Origin of the sequence: Bradyrhizobium cenepequi, assembly GCF_020329485.1 — a bacterium.
In the GTDB taxonomy this organism is placed as follows: domain Bacteria; phylum Pseudomonadota; class Alphaproteobacteria; order Rhizobiales; family Xanthobacteraceae; genus Bradyrhizobium; species Bradyrhizobium cenepequi.
This window is the reverse complement of record NZ_JAGKJI010000008.1, coordinates 1-23,133: the sequence shown is the minus strand read 5'-3', so window position 1 is coordinate 23,133 and position 23,133 is coordinate 1. Positions and strand designations below refer to the sequence as shown.

At 59.2% G+C, this 23,133-nt stretch carries 21 protein-coding genes; 11 read left to right on the top strand and 10 right to left on the bottom strand.

The genetic code is table 11. The features are described from left to right. Nucleotides 1-77 precede the first annotated feature (77 nt). The 9 genes from tssK to tssA form a co-directional block, all read right to left on the bottom strand. The gene (gene tssK, locus J6497_RS11855) at nucleotides 78-1,418 is read right to left on the bottom strand and encodes a type VI secretion system baseplate subunit TssK (protein ID WP_225704455.1); all 1,341 of its coding nucleotides are present in this window, start codon (nucleotides 1,416-1,418) and stop codon (nucleotides 78-80) included. Nucleotides 1,419-1,492: 74 nt separating this feature from the next. Then, entirely contained in the window at nucleotides 1,493-2,002 is a 510-nt protein-coding gene (gene tssJ / locus J6497_RS11850; RefSeq protein WP_225704454.1) for a type VI secretion system lipoprotein TssJ, read from the bottom strand. Continuing rightward, nucleotides 2,002-3,750 (bottom strand): type VI secretion system-associated FHA domain protein TagH, encoded by a 1,749-nt coding sequence (gene tagH / locus J6497_RS11845; protein WP_225704453.1) that lies wholly within the window; start codon nucleotides 3,748-3,750, stop codon nucleotides 2,002-2,004. Before tagH ends, tssJ begins: the two co-directional genes overlap by 1 nt. Nucleotides 3,751-4,400: 650 nt before the next feature. Then, nucleotides 4,401-5,387 carry a type VI secretion system baseplate subunit TssG gene (gene tssG / locus J6497_RS11840; protein WP_225704452.1) on the bottom strand — a complete coding sequence of 329 codons (987 nt, stop codon included), beginning with the start codon at nucleotides 5,385-5,387 and terminating at the stop codon, nucleotides 4,401-4,403. Then, nucleotides 5,351-7,099: a type VI secretion system baseplate subunit TssF gene (gene tssF, locus J6497_RS11835; RefSeq protein WP_225704451.1), complete on the bottom strand. Its 1,749-nt coding sequence runs from the start codon at nucleotides 7,097-7,099 to the stop codon at nucleotides 5,351-5,353. The genes tssG and tssF overlap by 37 nt, the downstream gene beginning before the upstream one ends. Before the next feature lie 4 nt (nucleotides 7,100-7,103). Then, entirely contained in the window at nucleotides 7,104-7,520 is a 417-nt protein-coding gene (tssE, locus tag J6497_RS11830; protein WP_225704450.1) for a type VI secretion system baseplate subunit TssE, read from the bottom strand. 15 nt (nucleotides 7,521-7,535) lie between these two features. Then, nucleotides 7,536-9,020, bottom strand: a complete 1,485-nt coding sequence (gene tssC / locus J6497_RS11825; protein WP_225704449.1) for a type VI secretion system contractile sheath large subunit — start codon at nucleotides 9,018-9,020, stop codon at nucleotides 7,536-7,538. A gap of 34 nt (nucleotides 9,021-9,054) precedes the next feature. Next, complete coding sequence (gene tssB / locus J6497_RS11820; protein ID WP_225704448.1) at nucleotides 9,055-9,546, bottom strand: type VI secretion system contractile sheath small subunit; 492 nt, start codon at nucleotides 9,544-9,546, stop codon at nucleotides 9,055-9,057. Nucleotides 9,547-9,580: 34 nt separating this feature from the next. After that, the gene (tssA, locus tag J6497_RS11815; RefSeq protein WP_225704447.1) at nucleotides 9,581-11,293 is read right to left on the bottom strand and encodes a type VI secretion system protein TssA; all 1,713 of its coding nucleotides are present in this window, start codon (nucleotides 11,291-11,293) and stop codon (nucleotides 9,581-9,583) included. 732 nt (nucleotides 11,294-12,025) lie between these two features. On the opposite strand from tssA, the gene aepX reads away from it, so the two are divergent. The 11 genes from aepX (at nucleotide 12,026) to J6497_RS11760 (ending at nucleotide 22,383) form a co-directional block, all read left to right on the top strand. Then, on the top strand, nucleotides 12,026-12,964 hold the full coding sequence (gene aepX / locus J6497_RS11810; RefSeq protein ID WP_225704568.1) for a phosphoenolpyruvate mutase: 939 nt from the start codon (nucleotides 12,026-12,028) through the stop codon (nucleotides 12,962-12,964). 369 nt (nucleotides 12,965-13,333) lie between these two features. Beyond that, the gene (locus tag J6497_RS11805) at nucleotides 13,334-14,524 is read left to right on the top strand and encodes an aminotransferase class I/II-fold pyridoxal phosphate-dependent enzyme (protein WP_225704446.1); all 1,191 of its coding nucleotides are present in this window, start codon (nucleotides 13,334-13,336) and stop codon (nucleotides 14,522-14,524) included. A 25-nt stretch (nucleotides 14,525-14,549) separates the two neighbouring features. Beyond that, nucleotides 14,550-14,930 (top strand): hypothetical protein, encoded by a 381-nt coding sequence (locus tag J6497_RS11800; protein ID WP_225704445.1) that lies wholly within the window; start codon nucleotides 14,550-14,552, stop codon nucleotides 14,928-14,930. Nucleotides 14,931-14,964: 34 nt separating this feature from the next. Further along, complete coding sequence (locus J6497_RS11795; RefSeq protein ID WP_225704444.1) at nucleotides 14,965-15,753, top strand: phosphocholine cytidylyltransferase family protein; 789 nt, start codon at nucleotides 14,965-14,967, stop codon at nucleotides 15,751-15,753. Nucleotides 15,754-15,783: 30 nt separating this feature from the next. Further along, on the top strand, nucleotides 15,784-16,389 hold the full coding sequence (locus J6497_RS11790; RefSeq protein WP_225704443.1) for a CDP-alcohol phosphatidyltransferase family protein: 606 nt from the start codon (nucleotides 15,784-15,786) through the stop codon (nucleotides 16,387-16,389). Then, nucleotides 16,386-17,984 carry a hypothetical protein gene (locus tag J6497_RS11785; protein ID WP_225704442.1) on the top strand — a complete coding sequence of 533 codons (1,599 nt, stop codon included), beginning with the start codon at nucleotides 16,386-16,388 and terminating at the stop codon, nucleotides 17,982-17,984. Before J6497_RS11790 ends, J6497_RS11785 begins: the two co-directional genes overlap by 4 nt. Continuing rightward, on the top strand, nucleotides 17,981-18,781 hold the full coding sequence (locus tag J6497_RS11780; RefSeq protein ID WP_225704441.1) for an SDR family NAD(P)-dependent oxidoreductase: 801 nt from the start codon (nucleotides 17,981-17,983) through the stop codon (nucleotides 18,779-18,781). The genes J6497_RS11785 and J6497_RS11780 overlap by 4 nt, the downstream gene beginning before the upstream one ends. A 28-nt stretch (nucleotides 18,782-18,809) precedes the next feature. Beyond that, nucleotides 18,810-19,961, top strand: coding sequence for an NAD(P)/FAD-dependent oxidoreductase (locus tag J6497_RS11775; RefSeq protein WP_225704440.1), 1,152 nt, complete (start codon nucleotides 18,810-18,812; stop codon nucleotides 19,959-19,961). A gap of 32 nt (nucleotides 19,962-19,993) precedes the next feature. Continuing rightward, entirely contained in the window at nucleotides 19,994-20,794 is an 801-nt protein-coding gene (locus J6497_RS11770; RefSeq protein ID WP_225704439.1) for a class I SAM-dependent methyltransferase, read from the top strand. Between the two features lie 63 nt (nucleotides 20,795-20,857). Further along, a complete protein-coding gene (locus tag J6497_RS11765) occupies nucleotides 20,858-21,964 on the top strand; it encodes an aminotransferase-like domain-containing protein (protein ID WP_225704438.1) in 1,107 nt (368 codons plus the stop codon). Between the two features lie 50 nt (nucleotides 21,965-22,014). After that, nucleotides 22,015-22,383 carry a Rid family hydrolase gene (locus J6497_RS11760; protein WP_225704437.1) on the top strand — a complete coding sequence of 123 codons (369 nt, stop codon included), beginning with the start codon at nucleotides 22,015-22,017 and terminating at the stop codon, nucleotides 22,381-22,383. 467 nt (nucleotides 22,384-22,850) lie between these two features. Here J6497_RS11760 and J6497_RS11755 read toward each other — a convergent pair. Continuing rightward, nucleotides 22,851-23,133, bottom strand: a 283-nt coding sequence (locus J6497_RS11755) for a transposase (RefSeq protein WP_225704436.1), incomplete at its 5' end; no start/stop codon positions are given.

The window sequence follows — 23,133 nt, the reverse complement described above, 5'->3', positions numbered from 1 at the left end:
GAAGGTTGCCCGCGTCGGGCCGGACCGATTGGTCTGCGTGCAATGACTGTCGGCTCATCCATGTGTTTCAGCCTTCGTCACGCACGTTTGGCTCGGATGGCCCAGAATTCGAGATGCAGATCCGAGTAGTCACCGCTGACGTGGAACGCAAAGGCCGCCGAGCGCGGCAGGGTGCGCCACAGCTCCACCGACCTGTCCAGCTCGAAATAGACGGCATTCTGGATGTAGGGCATCTCGCGTGGCACAACGGGCAGCGCGCGAATGGGAACCCCCGGGAGCTGAAGATTGACGAGATCGCGTATCTGCTCGACCGAACCTATTTTCATTTGCGACGGAAGCTGGTTGCGCAACGTCTCGGTCGGTACGCTCGCCACAGCGGCGAGAACGAAGCGACAGTCCTGGAACAAGGTGCGATCGACGATGATGGCGATGAGGATGCCGTAACCGCGATCCTGCAACGGGAGCGATATTGCAGCGCTCTGCACGACAACGGACAACAGCCTGCGCAGAACACCTGCGAGCGGCGTGAAGCTGTTCTCGAGATCCTCATGCCGATAGGCGGGCATATCTTCCGGTTTGCGGCGATCGCCGGCAAAGCTCGACAGCCGTCCTGCGAGGCCAAGCAGCGCGCGGAAGAGAGTTTCAGGATGATGCCCGCGTGTCGCTGCGAAATGGTCGAAAACGGCTTCGGCGCCGTTCACGATGGACAACGTGACAAGATCGATCAGTCCCGCGCCATCTGGCGTCGAGCGCGACGGATCGGCGCGCGCAGCAAGCGCGTCAGCGCGCGTCCGCAACAGCGATCTGACCTCGTTCAGCAGTGCGATCAGCGGCTGGATCGCGTGGATGTCGATGGCCGGCGGGAGGTAGGTGTCGGACAACGTGATCGCGCCGGACGAATCGATGTCCCGGATGCGGCCAATAGGCAGCGTGATCAGATCGCTCTGCGCTTCGCCGTCGAATAGGACATATGTTTGCAGCGCCGCAACATTAATATCGACGGGAAGCTTCTCCGGCGCGGTCGCATTCCGGACCTGCAAGACCTCCTCACCGTGGCGGCGCGTAGGTGCATCCCCGGAAGAGAAATTGCTGCCGGTGTGCCGGCGTATACCCACGGCAATCTTGACCAATAGGCTCCTCGCCGCCGCCGGAGGGCTTCGTCCGGCCGGAAGGCGGGCATGCTCCGGCAAGCGCAGCGCGGTACCGTCAGGCATAATGGCCTCGAGTTCGGTAAGGGCGACTTGTCCGAGCGCCAGGAGGTCGCGATCAAAGGCAATTTTTCGAACGCCCCAGCCGTGGCCGACCAGACCGACGAGGCGGTTCTCGAGCAGTTGCTCGATCCAGCGATCGTATTGCTGCAAGTGGTGCGGCCGCACCAACATGCCTTCCGACCAGATCGGTTTGCTTGTCACAGACACCGCTTCAGTCGCCTTTTTTCTATTCTTAGAAAGACCAACCGCCTGGCGGCCCGCCACGACCGCAGCAGGCGTGATCAGAAGACCTTCCACCAGTTTCGGCTGGCCTCTTCCTCAATGCTGATCGCCTGCGCCGTAAGTTTCACCATGATCGTGTTGTCGCGGTCGGGCTTGATTTTGGCAGTCGAGCGCCATTGCGCATCATCGCCGCCGCGGAAACCGGCGATCACGCCGATATTTTTGGTCTCGACCGGCGCGTTGCGCTCGAAATCGACTTTCGCGCCAGGCTGCAGCTCGATCTCGCGTTTAGCGACCAGATCAGCGCCGAGACGCTTGGCGTCATCGTCGAACAGCTCGAAGAACTGCGCCTGGACGAAATTGGTCGTCGACTTCAGCTCATAGATACGAACGACAACCGGCGACGGTTCGCCGCGCGCGTTTGGATTGACGAGCTGATCGGCCTGGATCACGAATTTGATTGGCGTCGTTTTCGAGCTCTTATCAGTCGCGCAACTGACCGCTGCGGTAGCCACTAGCAGCGCGCCGCTAACCACGGACAACCGCTGACGCGTGTTCGGTGGAACCATCACTTCGTCTTCTTTTCAGCCTGGCCGAGCACCGAGAGCTGCGACTCGTAGCTTCGGGCAAACTCTTCCGCGATATAGCTGCGCGCGGTCTGATCGATGTCATTGACCATCGATGCGTGCAATTCGACAAACCGGTCCCACAACTTGGCCTTTCTGATGTGGGCGCCGAAAAGCCCGCTATTGGCGCCGTCGCTCTCGATTCGCTGCGGGCTCATGTGCGTTAGCACATTGCTGACTGCATTGCGCATCGCTGCTATGGCCGCGACCTCATGCGCCTTGATGTCGTCGAAGCCTTCGCGCACCGACCGGGAAAGCGGCAGGAATCCGTGATGCTTTTCGAGCGCCTCGCGCAGCGCGCCATGACCGCTTTTCATGAACTTGAAGACATTGTTGTTGCCAGCGCGTATCCGCCTCGGCTCGATCTGGAACTCTTTCTTGGCCATAGCCCACGCCGCGAGTATCGAATGCAGGCCGTGGGCCATTTCGGCCAGCGCGCGGCCGAGTTCGGCGAAGACGTCCCGCCGCCGCGCCAGCGGCACGAGGTCCGGATCCAATCCGAGGGCGCTCCAGAACTCCTGCAGTTCGTCTGGGTTGAGCGGCGAGGCCGCGGGGGAAAGCGGGGCCGCGATGGGTGCCGCATCGTCAAGCTCCGGAGTGCCGACCACCGGCTGCGCATCCTGCTGCTTCAGGACCGCTAACCGATTAAGCTCGCGCTCTCCAAGCGGCGGCGCCGATTCGCCGAGTGCGCGCAATGGCCCGAAATCATTGGCCAGAGCGGGAGCGCGCGGCTTACGCGCGACCTGAAGCGCGGCGCTTGGCGCACCGAGGCTCGGATTCGCTCGCTGCGGTGGCGCAGGCGGCGCTCCGCGCAAGGCCGCACCCGGCAACAGATCGTCGAGGTCGAGGTCCTCTGGAATGATCGGTGCAGGATGGCCATTCGACGGCCCACCACCGCCATCGTTAAGTGCCAAGGGCGGCCGATGCGATGGCTCGACGAATGGGGGCTCCACCGAGGGCACCGGAGTTGATGGCATTTTGCCGAGCAGCGCGTGCGAGGACGGCGCCTGCGCCTTGGTCGCGTTCGACAATTGCGCCGTTCGAGGAAAACCTGTTAGCAGATTTGGCTCGGCAGAGCCCAGGTCTTTGCCGCGCGTCTCGTCTTCAAGCAGGGGATCGCGCGTTTGTGGTGGAACGACGGCCTGCGGCCTTTCTTGTGCAGGCGAATGGGAGGACGACTGGCGCCCCCCAACCGCCCGTAACGGATCGAGTTGAAGATTCGTATCGCTGCCCAACGGTCCGGCAGTCCTAATGAGTGCATCGGGAAGCTCTTGGGCGAGTGAAGGCGACGACTCGGCCGGCGCTACACGGCCGACGGGCACGGCGTTCGAACCCGTCAACCCGAGCCGCTGATGTTTCTCGACCGGATCGTTCTCGATCATCACTGAGATGATGTAACTCGCCATGTATAATGTATCTCCGTCGGTCAACGGCGCCGCATTGCCGCGTCCCAACGGCGTGTCCACGGTGTTGATGTAGACCCCATTGGTGCTGGTGTCGGTGATCGTGAAGCCGATGCCGTTGAATGCGATCAACGCGTGCCGGGCCGACAGCGTGTTGGTTGGATCTGGAAGCTGCCACTGGCAGCTGGCTCCGCGCCCGAGGGCGCCACCTTCCGGTCCGAACGCCTTTTGTGCGTTACGGCCCAAGGCTTCAGCGTTCGCTCCGACGACTCCAAGTATGACATGCATCCGACACCTTGTTCAGCCTTGCTCACCGGCACGCGTCAGTATCCGAGCCTCGCAAGAGACTTGCGTGCGGCGCCAGTCTTGCTGCCTTTTTCGCACCATATTGGAAGGCCGATCGACCGGCTCTCGCCGCCTGTTGTGCAGGAAGAAAGAGGAGGTCTTTTCGTGCGCTCTATAGGTGCAGTGGAGGTCGTGCTTGGTTTCCCTCTCAGAAACGAGGCACACGGGTTCAAGGGAGCATCGCTCGTCTTGCGTGTCTTCATGTACTCAGCCCTCACTCAGTGTTGCCGCATCTCATTGGCAACTCATTAGCAACGGTCGTGCCAATGTCATCTCGCTATTTAAACTACTGATGAGGGCTTGAAGAATTGCGGCTTGTCAAATGACGGCAGGTGTTCTGAACGTGACGAAGGTGGTGCGGCTGTCAGACATCGGACAAGCATCAACCGGTCTGATCCGGATATGACGTCGTGTCGCCTCATCCCGCCGGTGTTGTTCATCCTTGCTGAGCCCGGTAACCGCCACTTCGGCCACTAGATGCCGGCGGTCCGACATTTTTGGGTTCGCTCTTCAACGCGTCAAAGAAGGCCTGCTAGATCGAGCAACTCGCGGCTTCAATCCATCGAACCTGACGCGTGAACCATCGATGGCAATCACAATAGGACTGAGCTCCCTGTCCCCTTGGGCGGGTCAATCAATGTCGTCCAGCCCAATTCTCCTTCGCCCAGAGCCCATTCCGGCGTCTCCCCGGGGCCCAGTTCTAGCTTGAGATCCCAGGCCAGCGGTTCGCGCAAGATGACATTGATAAGACGGCAAAGGATGGCGTGGGCCTCGCGGCCGGGCAGCAGCGAGCGAAACTGCCGCTGGTTGAGCGGCCCAAGGCAGAGGCGGAATTTGCCCACCACGTCCGGCATGGTTTCACCAGCAAGGGTATCAACGCCAAGCTGTAGACCAGGCCGGCCTAGCCGCCACTGCGCCTCCGGCGGAATGTCGATCTCGCGCCAAATGAATTCCTCGACCCGGGCCGGGAGATCCAGATGGCTGGCAATCACGCTGGCCATGAGCCGCGCCGACCGGCTGCACAATGCAAGGACACCGGCATGAGGCAGCAGCCGCGCCCGCCATTCCCGTTCGTCGGCTGTGCTTTCCCTCGGCATGAGCCCAAAGAGCGCACCAACGAGCACCGAGATCGCGTCGGTTGCTCCCGCCGCGAACCGCAAATGGTGGCGATAGTACCGCCAAATCTGCAGCAGCAAGCTGATCAGACGGTGATTGAAAAAATCGAAAAAATCGGCGAGCGCTGCTGTGCCGTCGACGTGCATCACGCGTTCGGTGTAGAAGGGCGGCAGCGGCGACGAGGGGCCGTGCAGCCCCAAAAAATTGACGTACACCTCTAGCCGTTCGCCGGCGGCCTTGACCTGTCTAACGTCCGCGATCTCCTCGGCCGGAAAGCCGAGCATCGAAGCGGCGCGAAAGCGAACCGCCTCACGCTCGGGATTGTCAGTGGATCCGATGGGAGGAGCGTCGCTGAAGCGGTGTTCGAGGAGTGCGGCGAGCGAGAAGAAGCCGTAGGCTGCGAGCTCGTTGAGATCATGAGGCGCGGTCAGAACGGTGTGATCGATCCGGTTCTCGTTGGCCATGTATAATGCGCGTTGCTTTCCGTGCCGCGGACCGAAAACCGGTGCAGCATGTTGATGCCGGCGAAAGCTGCGAAAAACGCTTCGAGCACCGAGCCCAGCAGGAACAATTCGCCCTCACCGCCGATCTTGCTGTCGACTATGGCCAATTCGATGTTGCGCATCCGGATCGGCGCACCGCGCATCACGTGATCGGTGTCGGTAGTCACGAACTGGTCGAGGCCTTCGAGCAACAACTCCAGGCGGCGGCGCGCCTGAACGTCGTAAACCGCACGGAAATCGTAGCTGGCCAACACGGTGCGCAGCGTGTCAACATTGCCGACGCCACCGTAATTGCGTGCCAGATTGGCCGTTAGTCTCCGCAACAGGCCGTCATTGACCGGTGGCGGCACCTCTGCGACGACCGCGGTGATGTTGGAGAAGGTGACCGAACGAGGCGTGTCGGAGCTCGGAAGATCGACTGCACCAACGGGCAGCCGGTCGGCGATAGGTCCATTGGAACAGGCCAGTTGCAAGGAGGCGACCTCGATCGGCGGATGTTGGCTGATGTCGAGCCGATCGACGAAGCTTACATAGTGATCGACGCCCCGGCCGACCACAGCGGGGCGGATACGCTGGCGAAAGTAAGTGCGGTTGCGCTCAGCGCCGGGTAGATCGTGGCGCAACAGCTCGAATGGCTCAACGTCGATGCGTTCGGGGCGCCCTTGCACGTGCCCGGTCACGCGATCGACGGAACGGACGCTGAAGTTCGGCCCTGCGGAGGCAAGGACGCGGTATTCGGTCTTCGCCCGCTCCAGACGGATCGGCGACGCCTCGTGGCTGAAGACATTTATGGCTGGCGTGCAGTTCAAGCGAATCTGGCCCTTGTCCACGCGCAATTGCGCGGGGAACGGACGCTGAAACTCGAGGCTGAGCCTGCACTGTGTCTCCGTGTGGGCCCCGACCGGCTCGAGACCGGACAGTTCGACGTAGAGAAATTTCGACGGATAACTCAGATATTCCTGAATGATCCGGAATCCTGAGAACCCATTGCGTGGCCAGGGCAAAACCGCCTCGTCATCGCCAAACCCGATTGGCGCGATCTGTGCTGAACCGATAGCGGCGACCTGTCGATCCGCTATGGTAACAGTTGCCTGCGTGACGTGACGGCACAACCAGGTCAATAGGCAGCGCCCCACTTGCGGCTCTCGCTCCGTCGAGAAGAAAAGGCGGAGCCGGCCATTCTGAAGGCATGACAGGTTTTGTTGACCGGTCGCTTTGATACCCAAGGTCAGGCGAGCCGAAGTCGTCCGGTTCTCGAGCTGGACGTCGTTGATCTCCAGCGGCAGCACGTCAATTGGGTAGCAGGTGACGAACACGCAATTGGTTCCCTCAATCGGACGCGAGCGGACGCTCGTGCCGGCCGGCACGCTCAGGCTCGCGGCACTCGCCGATGGCCTCAAGGCAAAGGCCAGCGTCGTGATCGGCGGCAGGGCTTGAAGATATTGCGGCCATACCATCCGCAACACGTCATGGACGAACTCTGGGAATTCATCGTCGAGCTTCTGGCGCAGCCGCGCGACAAGGAAGGCGAAGCCTTCCAACAGCCGCTCCACGTCGGGATCAGTGGCGTCACGCCCGAGAAAGGGCGCAAGCTTCGGATTGGCTTGGGCAAAGTCGCGGCCGAGCTCGCGTAAATAAGACAGCTCATCCTCGTAATGGGGGTTAAGGGCCATCGATTCAGCCCCTCACTCGGACGCGCTTGTCGTCGCCCAAGATGGTATCGAACGAGACACGTTCCACCTGGTCAGGACAATTCAGCATTGCGTTGATGTGGAAAGCCAGCTGCAGCGGGTTGTTAGGATCGGCATGAAAGCGGATTGAAATATTCTTGAGGCGCGGCTCGAACATTTCGATCTGCTGCTTGAGCGAATGTGCGACCGCGCGCACCGCCTCGGCACCCTGCCCGATCGCATCGTTGAGATCTGGCATACCGAAGTCGGGCCGTGCCTCGCAGCACCCCTGGCGGGAGTTCAGGATCCGGCGCAGGTTTTCCAGGATACTCACCTGGATACGGTCGAACGAACCCTGCTTCTGCAACGGGACCATGGTCGCTGTTGCGTCTTCCAAGCGTTCAATAAGGCTGCGGTCGAACATCGCCTGCCTACCCCTCTATTGCTTGTCGAGCTTACCCTTTAAGGTCAAGGCAAAATCCGCGCCCATGTACTTCAAGTGTGGAACGACAGCTATGCCGACGCTATACCAGCCCGGTTCACCTTCCACATCCTCAACTGTGATTTCCGCCTTCCGCAAGGGCCGCCGCGAACGTACGTCTGCTGACGGACTCTCCTGATCAGCGACATACTGGCGGATCCAGTCGTTGAGCTCGCTCTGCAGCTCTTCCTTGCTCTTCCACGAGCCGATGTTCTCGCGCTGCAGCACTTTGATATAGTGCGCGAACCGGTTGATTATGAACATGTACGGCAACTGGGTGCCGAGCTTGTAGTTCAGCTCGCCTGTCTTGCCTTCTTGGGTATTGCCGAAATACTTCGGCTTCTGCACAGAATTGGCCGAGAAGAAAGCGGCGTTGTCAGAGCCCTTGCGCATGGTCAGCGCGATAAAGCCCTGTTCGGCGAGTTCGAATTCGCGTCGGTCCGAGATGAGGACCTCCGTCGGGACCTTGAACTGCAACTGTCCCATCGACTCGTAGACATGCAGATTGAGGTCCTCCACCGCCCCGCCCGACTGCGGGCCGATGATGTTCGGGCACCAGCGATACTTGGCGAAGCTTTCGGTCAGGCGCGTTGCGAAGGCAAAAATGGCATTGCCCCATAAATAGTTGTCGGTTTCGCCATCCGACGCTTCCTGGTAATTGAAACTCTTTACCGGAACCGTATCCGGCCCATAGGGCAAGCGCAGCAGGAAACGCGGTAGCGTCAGGCCGAAATAGCGTGCGTCCTCACTTTCGCGGAACGAATTCCACTTGGCGTATTTTGGCCCCTCAAAGATTGATTGCAGGTCCCGGAGATTTGCGATCTCCTCATGATATTCGACCCCGAACATGTCCGGCCTGGCAGAGGCAATGACCGGCGCATGCGCCATAGCGCCTACCGCGCTCATGTAGCGCATGAGCTTAACGTCCTGGCTGCCGGTGCTAAACTCATAGTTCGCTACCATGGCCGCCACGGGCTCGCCGCCGAACTGGCCGAACTCGGCGGTGTAGACGTGCTTGTACAGGCCGGACTTGACGATTTCTGGGCTATCCTCAAAATCGGTGAGCAGCTCATCCTTGCTGACGCTGAGAATTTCTATCTTAATGTTCTGACGGAAATCGGTCCGATCGACCATGAACTTAAGCCCGCGCCAGGCCGACTCGAGCTTTTGAAACTCGTCGGTGTGCAGCACGGCGTCAAGCTGTGCTGAGATCTTGCGATCGATCTCCGCGATCATCCGATCGACAAGCGCATTGTCGACCTTCTCCTCGGCCCGCCCCGGTTTGGTGAGCTCGGCGAGGAAAGCCGCGACACCCCGCCGGGCGACGTCGTAACCCTCGTCGCGTGGGGTGATCTTGGTTTCGACGAGAACCTGATCCAGCAGCGTAAGGTCAGTTGTCGTTGTGATGACTTCGGCCACTTGCTGCGCGCTTGTATCGCTCATAGCGCCTTCGCTCCTTGAACGCTTATCAATCCGCTTATCCGTCCTTGATGGTGAGCTCGCTCAAGAGGCGCGGCCGCGAGCCGTCGTCTTCGAGCAGGTTCTGGATGGCTTTACGGAAGCTCGGCACGTTGCCAAGCGGACTCTTAAGTGCGATGAGAGCCGCGCGCAATTCGGTCAACGCGCGCAGTTCCGAGATTTGTTGTGCAACACGCTCGGGCTCGAAGTCCTTCAGGCTCTCAAACTTGAGCGATATGGACAGCTTGCCGGCCTCGGCCGACTCGTCGAGCTTGTTTTCAGCGGACATATCGAGGCTCAGTTCCTTACCTTTGACCACCTCGTCAAAATTATCCTTGTTGATGCTGACGAGCTCCCGCTCCTCAACCGGGCGGTCATCGGCCCGTCCGGTGAAGTTGCCCAAAACCAAGAGCTTGAGCGGGAGCTCGACATCCTCCTTGAGGTTGCCGGTTGCGGGCTTGAAGCGGATATTGATACGCTCCTTCGGAGCGACCGAGCTTTCCTTTGCCATATGAGCTCCCGTTAAGACCTTGACTTTGGCGAAATCAGTGGCGAGCGAGTCGGCCCGCACGTGCGATGTCGATGCGTGCGACCCGCGTTCGGATCTGCTCGAGCGCGAGACGACGGCGAGGCTCGTCGATCATCTGTTGCGAGTCGGAATGGGTCATCGCGCGGAAGCGCAGTTCGGCAATTTCGAGCGCAAGCGCGGGCTCCCAGCTTTCCAGTTCGCGCTCGGCGACAACCCCTTCCATGTGCTCCAGCAGCGCCACGGCGGTCGTGACAAAGCCAGTCTCGATGCAGAAACGTGCCTGCGCAAGCTGGCCGACGAAACGCGCACGTTCGCCGGTCATGCCATCCAGCGCACGCGACAGCTTCTCGAGCGCCGCCTGCGGCTGCCCGCCGCCGATCAGCTTGTATGCCTCGGCGACTGCCTCCTGCACAGGATCACGGCCGATCGACGCGTCTGCTGCACCGACGGCGCCCCAAGCACGCGTTTCATCGTCTGCGAACGGCCGGCCGTCGTTGAAATGAAACTCCAGGATCCGCGGATAGCGTGTGACCAGCATGGCTACCGCGGCGCGCACGACCGCGGCCGCCGGCTCAAATGACCGCCCCATCTGCGCCAGCGCCTTGGCAGCATGCCGGTGAGCGTCGAGCCAGAACGGTCCGGTCCAAGCGATGTCTTCGGCCAAATTCACGACATCGGCGTGCTGACCGGCTGCCACCTTTGCTTCTAAGGCGACGATGTCATCGGCGGGCGGAAACACGTTGGTGCGGCCTGCGGTATCGGGCGGCAGCGCGTCAAAACGCATCCACGAGCCCACGCGATTGAGCAGATAGACCTTCGGGTCTGCGCCAGATGTGACGCGCAGGGCGGCGGCGGCCTGCCGCAGCATATCCGGTAAGCGTTCCGCCAAGCCAGCCCGGTCGCCATCGGCGGCAGACAGTACCGTTGGACCCATCACCGCCGGATGAGGCTGGTCAATCGGCGGAGCGAACTCTGCCGGTGCGGCCACGGCCGGCTCAGCAGCACAGGCCGCCTCACCCGCGGATTCAGCCACAGCGGCGCTCGCACGCTTGGCTTCTTCGTAGTGCGATCTCAGCGCCCTAGCTAACTCACCCAAAGCGACCTGTTCTTTGACCAGCCTTTCGCCGAGCAGCCGATCGAGATCATCAAGCGTATCATAGGCGGCGAGTACCGCCGGATAATCGGCCTCAGTGGGTGGATTGTCAGCCACTGCCGGTCCAACGCGGCCGACGAGCCAATCGACCGCTCCGACCCGCGCACGTTCCCGCTTGACCGGCGGAAACAGCCCTTCCCAATGCGCGTCCACCATGCCGCCCAAAATTGCTAAACCCACCGCGAGGCCCCGATATCCCTCGGTGCGAAACAGAGCATAGCTCGCCCAGCAGGCAACCAGGACGTCCTTTGATTGGTTAGTCAGGATGTTAAGGGACTGCGCACTGACTTTCCGCCAATCAACCGCAGCTGGTCCGTGGGCATCCATGCGCCGCACCTCGGCTTCGAGCTGCTCGAATTCGGCCGCATCACGGACATTGGTTCCGGCGGGCATAGCGCCCGGCACAGGCGCGGCGCCGTAGAGCGCGCGCGCATCGGTGTCGGCTCGAATCGCGACCCCGTGGTCGATCACGGCCACGAAATCGTGCGCGGACGCGCATTGAGACGGATAGCGGCGTTTGGGCAGTCGAATTCGCACCCGCCGCATAAAGCGAACTGAGAAGCGATAATCTTGCAAGCCATCAGTGCGACTCCTTGAGCAGGCGACGCTGCACGACATCTCCCTATCAAGGCTCGTGCCAACTGCGAGAGTCTGATTTGTAAGGCTATTTGCTCAAGCGGACGTGTCGTGGCTCCGACAGCATGTCGCAAATCGGACTGTTAGCATCAAAGACGCATGATCTCGATGTCCAGTGCTTGCCCAGAACGATTATCGAAGCTCCCTAGCATCGAGGATTTCTTGCTTGTCGGAATCCGTTGCTGAAACACTGCCCACCGAAGAAACGCATTCGTCCGACTTAAACTTGCCCTCGTAATCCGGTCGACGGCGGCAGCGCCACGATCCCGATTCCACCCTCGAACGCCTTTAGCAGGCCGAAGGGTGCTTAGAATACGAGTCACCAAAAACCCTTAGCGCGCGTCGCGCGGTCTCAGCAACGCGCGGAGGATTGAAAGATCAACGACGCAGCGCGATGAACTCGAGGGGCATTGGGCGAACGCAGCGTTCTTCGAATCTGCGTCAATGATCGAACATCTTGTGATTGTCGGGGCTTGGCCAGCCGGAGGCATCTCGATAGGCAACAATTTGCAGCCCGGTCAACTACCAACCCTAGTCATTGATCTAGATGACAGACGCATGTCACCTATAGGTAAAGCTGCGACATTGGCCGAGCGGCATGGCCTCCATCAAGAACTGGGCGGCGCACGCCCTGAATGTCTGGCCGGTCAAACGGGCCCCCAAGGAGCAGGCATGCAAGATCAATCACAATCTTTTCTCGCCAAAGGCCCTGATCGATGTGCTGACCTCTCATTTGCAGAAAGGCTGCGAGCTGCCATCTGCTCCGACCGCGACCTCACCTTCCTCATGGAGGCTCATGATGCTCTCTCCGGCGCCGTCGCCAAGCGCGCAGGCTTCAAAGGTATCTGGGCGTCGGGCCTGTCAATTGCCTCCTCTCTCGGCTACCGCGATGCCAACGAAGCTTCGTGGAGCCAAATCGTCGACGTGGTCGAGCGCATCGTCGACTCGACCGAGCTGCCTGTGCTCGTTGACGGCGATAGTGGCTTCGGGAACTTCAACAATGCGCGCCTGCTGGCGCGGAAACTCCGTCAGCGTGGCGCTGCCGGCGTTGCGCTGGAGGACAGCTGTTTTCCGAAGATGAACTCGTTCGTTGGCGATCGGCATCCGATCGCCGATGTCGATGAATTCTCGGCCCGGCTGCGAGCAGTGAAAGATACAGTCGCGGACAACTTGGTTCTCGTCGCTCGGACCGAAGCGCTGATCGCCGGCCATGGAATGGACGAGGCGCTTCTACGTGCTAGCGCTTACGCCGCAGCGGGAGCTGACGCCATCCTCATTCACTCGCGTAAGAGCACCGCAGACGAGATCCTCTCGTTCGCGAATTCCTGGCAGAGCCGCCTGCCTGTCGTAATCGTTCCGACGAAATACTATCGAACACCCGTCTCTACATATCGTGATGCCGGCATCTCCACAGTGATCTGGGCCAACCACTCCATGCGAGCTGCAATAGCGGCAATGCGGCACGTGTGCGGCCGCATCATCGCTGAGGAAAGCATTGCCGGCATCGAGCCACATATCGCGACGCTCGACCAGGTCTTCGACTTGTTGGGATACGACGAACTCGCCCGTGCGGAAGCGCGATATCTGCGCCCCTCTGACCTACAGCAATAGCTTCTCATTCATCCGGCAACATACTCATTTTGGACGGACTACTGTCATGCACCCCTCTCAAATATCGTCGCGTTCCAACGAAATCTCGAACAAGGCATTTGTTTGGCTTCCTGATACTGGAGATGTCATCAAGTGGCACGACAGCGCGATAGCCCTTACTCAACCACCGCCGTATCATGGCTCTAACAGCTCATCTATTTCGATGGCCAGGCACCGAAGAAGAGCTACGAGCTCATTTCTCTCACCGAGAACCGCCGACGCGGACGGTGACTTGTCTCTGGTAGGCCGTACGCTCTCCTTTCGAATGAGCGAGGCCGATTTCACGTCACTGCAGCAACCATAAGCGACTTGTTGGAGAGGAGCGCGCTCATGTTGGCGCAGCGGACAGCCTTGTTCAAATCGTCGGGCACCGCCGCGGCGAGGACCGCCGCCAAAGCAGCTGCCGCGAGCGGCAAGGACATCGTCGATTTGACCGCTGGAGAGATCTGGAGCGACCTAGCGCCTTCGGTGCGCAATGGCGCCATCGCCGCGATAAATCGCAATCTCAACCGCTATACCGACACGGTCGGGCTGCTAGAGTTGCGCCATGCACTTGCTGGCAAGATTTCCGCCGACACCGCTCAACCCTGGTCGACAGACGAGATCGCGGTGACGAACGGCGCCAAACAGGCGCTCTTCAATGCGGCCATGGCTCTTCTGAATCCCGGCGACGAAGTGCTGATCCCCGTCCCCTACTGGACTACTTTCCCGGCCCAGATTGTCGTTGCTGGCGGTACGCCCGTCTTTATCGAGACCCGGAATAGTAACTATGTGCCGCGGCTTACGGACCTCGCGGCGGCGGTTACATCAAAGACTAAGGCGATTGTGGTCAACACGCCAAACAATCCGACCGGCACGATCTACGACCGCGACACTCTGGCTGGCGTTGCCCAACTTGCCATTGACCGGGATTTCTGGATCATCTTCGATGAATGCTACGGGGCTTTCGCCCATGCCCCGCATACCCATGATTCGATTATTTCGGTCGCGCCCCAAGCACGCGATCGTACTTTGATCGTCAATTCGTTTTCCAAGTCGTTAGCCCTGACTGGCTGGCGGATTGGTTATCTCGCCGGACCCAAGACTGTCATCAGCGCGGTTAAGGCGCTACAAAGCCATACGACCTCCAATCCCAATGTCATTGCACAGCATGCGCTGCTCCATCACCTGGAGTCCGGCGATCCAGTCTTCCAACTGCAATTGCAGCGCCAGGTCACCAATGCGCGAGCGCTTGGATTATCGATCCTTTCAGCGCTGACATTGGTGCCCACGCCCGCTGCCCAGGGTGGATTTTACTTCTATCTTGATCTTACCGAATTGCAGCGACGTGCCAATCGTACTGGCCGCAAATCCAACCCCGATGACATCGTTAACGCCTTGCTGATGGACGCTGGTGTCGCAACGGTTTCCGGCACAGCCTTTGGAGACCCCGCCGGGGTTAGACTCTCCTACGGCATCGATCTTGAGTCACTCGACAAAGGCTTGAGACGTCTGACCGCCGCTCTGAATACGTGGAACTGAAGTTTTGGGCCGCAGGGTTCACATCATGCCTCACATTCCACGCCAAGCCATCATCCTTGCAGCGCGGCTCAGCTGGCGCCTGCGGCCGGGGGGCTGTGAGAGCAAGATTCGTTCACAGGTCGGTTTCATCGTCCCTTCCTCGCTGGCGCGGATTCCCCTGCTCCATGAGCAACAGGTTTCTACTCCTATCATGAGCTTTCCGATCTGCTGCGACGACATTCGCAGACAGAGCCTCAACGACAGGCGACGAAATCGTGATTACGCCGTGTGCCTGAGCCGGCGGCGCGGCCGTATCCGGCATCGAATTCGAAACTCCGCAGCCTCTCTCCTCTCATACGGGATTCAACCCGAAAAGCTCGAGATCAGCCTGAGCCGGCTCGTCCAGTTCCGCAACGCCTCAGAATGACGACGGGTATCGCGCAACGATGATCGGAAATGAAATGACCACCAATGCTCCCAAGAAAGCCGTCATTCTCGCCGCCGGCTTCGGCTCTCGCCTGCGACCGCTAACTGATCTGCGGCCGAAACCCCTGGTCGAGGTCAACGGCACACCCATCCTCCACAATGCCCTGCGAAACTTGGAAGCAGTTGGCGTCGAAGAGGTGACGATCGTCGTCGGCTATCGCAAGGACGCCATTCAATATGCCTGCGGCAGACGTTTCCGCGGGCTTGAAATCGACTATGTCGAGTCAACCGTTTTCGACCGCACCGGCAGTGCCTATTCGCTATGGCTAGCGCGTGAAGCGCTTCTTTCTGGAGACTGCTACCTCTTGGAAGGTGATGTCTTCTTTGAGGAGGACGCGCTCCGCTATCTCAACGTTGCCGATGCTGTCGACGTTGCCGCAGTTGCACCATTCGATTCCAGCATGCAAGGTTCGGCCGTAGTGCTCTCAGAGAACGGACTTATTTCTGCGTTCCGGATGAAGCAGACGGCTGCGGACCTGCACGGGGACGGCCCGGCGCTCTTCAAAACAATGAATATATTGCGGTTCAGTTCAGTTACGCTGAGAACGATGATTGTCCCTGCGCTGGATGACATCATCGGTTCGGGTGCCACACACGCGTACACCGAGGAGCTACTCGCCTATCTCGTCGAAATGCGCGGGCTACAGCTCGCCGCGGCGCGTTGTGACGATCTCCGTTGGTATGAGATCGACAGCACGGAGGATTTGCGAATCGCTGAACGCATGTTCGCAACCGCATCGCCCCTCGTCAGCCGGGCCGTTTGAGCATCGGACTGTTTGATGAGGGAGGTTCGAATGTTGCGCCAACTTGTCGATCCAGCCAATGCCGTAACCGTAACAGGTCTTGCACTCTCGACTGTGGGTATCAAATATGCCACTGTCGGTCGTTCGGAGATCGGGGTAGCCGTCGTGCTCTGGGCGCTGCTGGCCGATCACCTCGATGGCGTTGTCGCCAAGCGAACGCAACACCGCCCGGCAGAGACAGGACAGGTCGGCAAAAATCTGGACTCGCTCGCAGATTTGGTGAGTGCCGGTGTGTTTCCGGCAGTAACCTCAATAATCGTCGGCCATGGCTCAACGATTTCCGTTGCCGCAGGAACCGTTCTCGTTGTCGCCAGTGCATTGCGGCTAAGCTACTTCAACGTATTCGGATCTCCTAACGGCCGGTTCATCGGAGTGCCGACCACTTATGCGGTACCGCTGACGGCAATCATATTCTTACTCCGTCCGCACATTCCTGAGGCGATCTTCCCGAACCTGTTCGCGTTCGCCCTCGTTGTGCTCGCTGTGCTGCACATTGCGCCTGTCCGAGTGCCGAAGACGGTTGGCCTCATGTACCTCGTCGTCACTGCCTTTTGTGTTGGTGCATCCGTCGTACTTGCGATGAGGGGATTCGCATGAATAGGCTGCCTGAATTCGCACAACCGCGCCATTTGTCCGGGCGACACCGCAGTCCTGGCTCGATCTATCGCGAGCTCGGCATCGAGCCGTTTATTCAATGCGCCGGTGTCCGCACGATTTATGGAGCAAGCAATCCGAGCGACGAGGTCATCGCCGGAATGAACGCGGCTGCCGAAGCATTCGTCGATATGGACGAGCTCGCTGAAGCCGCGGGTCAAAGGATGGCTGAACTCACCGGCGCCGAGTGGGGTGTCATCACCGCCGGCACTGCGGCGACGCTGGCGTTAGCAACTGCAGCTTGCATTGCCGGGAATAATCCGGAGCTGATGCTGCGGTTGCCGGAAACATCGGATCTACGCAACAAGGTGTTGATCCCGGCCGATCAACGCTTTGCCTACGAACAGTCGATCCGGGTCGCGGGCGCCGAGATCGTCAGCATTGCGACGGCAGAGGAATTGGCGCAGGCCCTGGATGGAAGGGTCGCGATGATCTGCCTGCTCGGTCGCAAGGACAATGCGTCGGCATTGCCACTAAGCTCGCTCCTCCCCTTCGCGCGCGCACACGGTGTGCCCATTCTTGTCGATGCCGCCGGCCTTTCGCCTGGAAAGCCGGATCGCTGGATAAAGAACGGAGCCGACTTAGTGGTTTACGCAGGTGGCAAATATATCCGTGCGCCACAATCCACTGCGATCGTGCTTGGCAAGGAGCGGCTTTGCAAGGCGATCTGGTGGAATGGAGCGCCTCACCAAGCGTTTGGCCGGTCAATGAAGGTGGGCAAGGAGGAGGTGGTCGGCGCCCTGCTCGCGCTCGATCGCTGGATCAATTTTCAATCGGCGACAGACGAGCGCGACCAGTGGCTTCCACGATTGAAGCGGATTGAGGCCCACCTCAGCTTGCTGCCAGGCGTTACGACTGAAGTGCTGTCCTGGGCCGGTTCTGTGACAGCTATTCGGCTCAAGGTGATCTGGGACGCAGGTGTTATTCCGTTTGATGCGGAAGACCTGAGGCTTGCGCTGTTGCAGCAACGACCGCGGATCCTGATCCACGATTTTTGGTCCACGCCGACCTCGATCATACTAGATCCCGTGAATCTCTCCGATGACGAGGCGGAGATCGTCGGTCGCGCTTTGGCAACCGCATTTCGTCAGCCCCAGTCGATCGCTCAACCTGTCTCAAAGCTTCGTGCAGAAATCGATATCTCGGGCAGTTGGTGCGTCGAAATGCAATTCCTTCATGGTTCGGCGACGCATCATCTCGACGCTCAGCAGAACGGCGAGCTCATATCTGGCGTCCATCACACAGGATCATCCTCCGGCTTTGTATCCGGTGAAGTTCATGGCCGCCAACTCCGTTTCGAGTCTGTGCACGAACGGGTACCGATTTGGCTTTTCTACGGGTTCGAGGGGGAAGTCGGAGAGGATGGCTCCATCAGCGGAGCGGTCAGGCTCGGCGGCACGGCAAAGGAGCATCTCGGGCCGGTCTTCAAGGGACAGTACGGTTCTGCGGAATGGCATGCGAGACGTATCCCCCTGTTCCGGGATGGGTCAATCGGCATCACGCCGGCTGTCGCGCCAACCCATGCGAGGCTGGAATGACCGTTCAGAACGTGAATATACAGCTTAAGCATTCGATGAGCCTGCTCGGCAAAGTGGCATTGGTCGTCGGCGGCTACGGAGCGATTGGCACAACAATCTCCGAAACGTTGGCCATTGCGGGCGCAACTGGCATTGTTGCAGGACGAAGTGGCGACCGGGCGCGAGCTCTTGCCGCTGAACTAAGCAACAAAGGTTGCTCTGTCCAAGGTGTCGAGCTCGACGCGTGCGACGTCGGCGCAGTGCGAGATCTCTCTGCTTCTCTGAAGCAGCAATATGGTTCGATTGACATTCTGGTGAATTGCGTCGGCTTCAATAAGGAGCAGAAGCTGCTCGATGTGACGGAGGACGCCTTCGATGAGGTCTATACCAGGACGTTGCGCGCCGGAATGTTTCTTTCTCAGGCGGTAGCTGCGCAGCAGGTTACAGCCGGAACGGGCGGCAGCCAAATCCACCTCCTCTCGGTTCGGTCATCGATCGGCTTCCGAAACCGCGGCTACAGCGCCTTTTGCGCCGCGAAAGGCGGGCTCGCTGTTCTGTTGAAGCAACTGGCAACGGAGTTGGCGCCGTACGGCATCACCGTAAATGGTGTCGCGCCAGGCGCCGTGCGCACTCAGAAGAACGACAAGGCTCTTCAGGACGCAGCGACCTTTCAACGGGCTGTCGCGGATATTCCTCTCGGACGTTTGGCAACTCCTGCCGACGTTGCTGGCACGGTGCACTTCTTCGCATCGCCTCTGTCGCGGTTCGTAACCGGTCAGATCCTCTATGTGGACGGTGGGCTTACAGCCAGCGCCTGAGAAAGCACTTTGTCGGAAGGAGAAGACAATGAAAATCGGCGTAGTCGGAGCTGGCATTATTGGGACCTCCATCGCTTATCACCTCGGTAAGGCGGGCGCGCAGGTCACGGTTTTCGATATCGGTAGTCCTGGTAACGGTGTCTCCTCGACATGCTTCGCTTGCTTGAATGCATTCGGCCAACCTGAACCCGACCTGCAGTTCCGGCTCGACGCTATCAGGTATCACAGCACGATCGCCCGCGAGGTCGGAAGTGAGCAGCTTCTTCACGTGACTGGAACACTGCGCTTTGCCTCCTCCGACAACGGCGCCGCTAGACTGGCCGAAAGAGCGAAATGCATAGGTGAAAATGGCAGCCTCGCCCAACATCTCACGGCTTCATCCGCAGGCGAGCTCGCCCCGCTGGTAAATACGCATTTGGCGACCGATTGTGTATTCATACCCGAGGAGGGATGGATCGAAGCAAAGACACTCTGTGAACACCTCGCGCGTGTATCCGAGAGACGCTTCTCAGTCGAATTTAGGCGCGAACGAATTCTGGCAATTGGAGCCAACGCTACACAGGTGCTGGTCGTGTCCCATCTCATGGGGACGGCAGCATTCGATCGACTCGTATTGGCGGTCGGCAATGAGACGAATGCGCTCTTAACATCGGCGGGCATGAGCCCGGTTCCGTTGACAACCGAGCCCGGACCACTCGTTGAACTATCGTTTCCCAAGAGCGACGAGACCCAACGCCACGTTATCTATGCCGATAATCTTCATATCAAGGCAGGAGACCATGGAGGTTTTCTGGCAGGTGTCGCCCCCGCCACTGACGCAGCGCCGTTATATGAACGTTTGGAGAAGGAACGCCTAGATCTTATCGGCGCGGGGCGCCGATGGCTAAGGCGCTTCGATGAGATGCATGGGAAATGGATGGTCGGTGCGCGACCGATGCCATCAGACGGCCTCCCGATCCTCGGAAAACATGATGAATGCCCGACAATTCATATCGCGGTAATGCACGGCGGCGTGACGCTTGGCCCCTTAGTGGGACGTTTGTTGGCAGACGAAATGGTCAACGGGCGGACCGATCCCCGCCTCGGGCGCTATGCCTATGTGAGATTTTCAAAGGCGGCCGTTCGGTCCGTCGCTGGCGTGCTGGGCCAACGCATTCCATCGGCAGACGTCGCGAATTGAAGACCTGACACGAGTGTGAAGGATCATAGGTGATGATCACCACCAAATCACAAACTTTGCACCATCAATGGGCCGATTATACATCGATCGCAGCTGAGTATCACATCTACCCAAACTACGCCGATTGGTTGGTCCGCGCGCTCGGCATGGTCGTCGCTTGCATCCAGGGTACTCGAGTCGCCGACATAGGCGCCGGATCTGGAAAGCTTACCGAGATGCTTGGAGAGCTCGGCGCAAGCGGTTTCGCAATCGAGCCAAATGATGCAATGCGCGATGAAGGCGAGAGACTAACAAGAGCGAAGGGCTTTGATTTCACCTGGATGAAGGGAACAGCCGAAGACACTCGCTTGGACGACGCCGCGGTCGATTGGGTCTGCCTTGGTAGTTCCCTGCACTGGGCGGACACAACGCGCGCGCTCTCAGAAGCGCGTCGCGTTTTGAGACCGGGAGGATCCATATCCGTCTTGTGGGATCTGCGTGATGAAGAGCGTGACCCGCATTTTCGCGCGATCGAGGCGATCATTCATGAGATACGGCCCGGGTTAGGACGAGCACCAACCATTATTCGGGAGTTGATGCGGGACCTGGACGAAGTCCTTGAGCGGCATGAGTTCAGGGATTGCATAAGGCTCGAGGCTGCGCATCGACGATGGTACACCCCAGAAGATTACGTGCGCGCGTGGCGAACTGTTCGTGATCTTGCCGCGCAGACGACGAAAGACGAGTACAACACGATCATGAACAGAATATACGACCTCGTTAAAGGCGAGACGATGGTACCGATGAACATGAGAACGTTCTGTTTTACTTCTCGGATCGTATCTCGACCGTAGCAACCGCGACCACGTGGCACAGAGGAACGACGCGCCGCCGCCTCGAACCCTTCGGAGGAACAGATGAGCATTTCACATAACACGGTGGAGTTGGTGCGCGCCACCCCACCAGTGCTTACAGCGGTCTCGGATATCTTAGGTGAATCCCTTCGTGAGATTTCTCAGGATGAGAGGACCGGCGTAGCATTTCACAAGCACCGATTTGGAGGCGACCTTGCAGATAGGGAGGCGGGCGCAATCTGGTGCGAAGGACGGCTAGGTACGGCGGTTGACCCAAGTAGAGTGGTCGTGACCAACGGAACGCAGAACAGTCTACTTATGCTCGTCGCATCTTTAGTGCCACCCGGTAGCGTTCTGCTAACGGAAGCTTTGAGCTATCCACAAATCGGAACACTTTGCAATCTGGTAGGCGCGACGGCCAGGTCTGTCAAGCTTGACGAACTTGGCGTGGTTCCCGATGATTTCAAGCGGTGTTGTGAGGAATACCGGCCGAAGGCGGCGTATCTGATTCCAACTGTACAAAATCCAACTGCAACGATCCTCCCCAGCAACAGACGGCACGAAATTGTAGCGATTGCTCGAAAGCATGGCGTAGCTATCATTGAGGATGAAGCACAGGCCTTCCTCCCGCCAAACGCGGATGCGCCGATTGCGTCATTGGCACCAGACACTACGTGGTATGTACTTACTATGTCGAAGTCTACTTCCGTCGGACTGAGAGTTGGCTATTTCGTCGCGCCAGATTTACGCCAATTGGAAAATGTGTATGCGCGATTCAAGAAGATGTCGATGTGGTTTTCTTCGCCGATTACTGCGATCCTCGCGACGCGCTGGATTACCGATGGAACCGCCAATCGCATCTTGGCTGCAATTCGGGGCGAGATGGCGGAGCGGCACAGAATCCTTCGGGACGAACTCACCAACGTCTCGTACCAATCAAGCCCAAATAGTCTTCACGTTTGGGTCAAAGGGGCATCTGGCTTACGCGATGCCGCAGCGATCGGCGAGTGGGCAAGCCAGCGCGGCGTGATCGTTCGCGGGTGGAACGAATTTCAAGTTGCTGACAGCGGCGGTCCACACGGTGCTCGTGTTTCCTTGACAGCTGGCGACCAAGAGGCGCTGCGAACTGGTCTTCGCAAATTGAATGCCGGTCTAGGCGCACAGTGTTAGAGAGCTGGTCCGCGCAGAACCGGCAGACGTATCTTCGAGGAAGAGAGCGAATGATTACAGCTTTTCCAATTGAGCGCACTCCAGGAGTCGCTCCTGGTAGGAGCTCCGGCTCCGCGTTTGGCAATTTAGTCTGGGCTGTGGCAACGTCCGATGATAAATCCCTCGATTTGAGAGGTCAGGCATCTGCCAGCTTCGCGAAGCTTGAACGTGTATTGGAGCACTTCAAGACGGACAAGCGGTATCTCCTGTCCGCGCATGTCCAGCTCTCAAATCTCGATGACAAGAAGGACTTCGACCTAGAGTGGAAAAACTGGGTTGGAAATAGTCCGGATCACTGGCCGCAGCGCGCGTGTGTTGGTGCGACCTTGTCGCCGGGTACTCTGGTTGAGATCTCGGTTGTCGCTGCAAAGCTCGTTTGAGGCACTTACCGGAGAAATCTGCGTTCTCTTCCTTGATTGTCAAGGACTCCCCCTTAACGGGCTACGCGCCCCCAACGGCGATGATACGACGGCAGGTGTCCTGCATTGCCATCGTTGCAGCGCGAACTTCGCAATTGCTGTGTATTTTTCTTTCTAAACCGAGATGCCGTCAGGGCGTGATATCCTAGGCGTCCCATGTCGGGCACTAATAGTCGCCCGTTCTTTAATCGCGGGTACGGTGTCAACCCCGATAGACAAAAATGATCCACTGCCGGGTTCATGGTTCTTTCCGCGGTCGTCTCTATGCAGGAGCGCCGCATGGTGGCGTTCAGGAGGCGCGGCATCTCGATGTGAAGAGCGCGGTGCGCGTAACCGCCCGCAGGGACGACTTCGAGATTGCCAACACCTTCGTCCCGGCAGGGACGCATGTTCCGCCGAGGGCGGATCTGGATTTGTTTAAGACTGGTTCATGCGGTGCGCATCTCTGCCTGGAACTCGGTGCCATCGGTCCAGATGGCATGGAGGATGACAGCCATTTTGCGCGCGACGGCAACCTTCGCCTTTTTGGCGCCGATGCGTTTGGCCAGCTTGCTGCCCCAGCGCTTGAGCGCAGAACCTCGTCTGACAACGGTCAGCAGGACGTTCGCGGCCTCGAACAAATAAGTTCGAACCTGGTGGTCGCCGCGTTTGGAGATGCGGCCAGTGCGATCGATCTCACCGGATTGATGACGTCTTGGTGTTAGGCCGAGA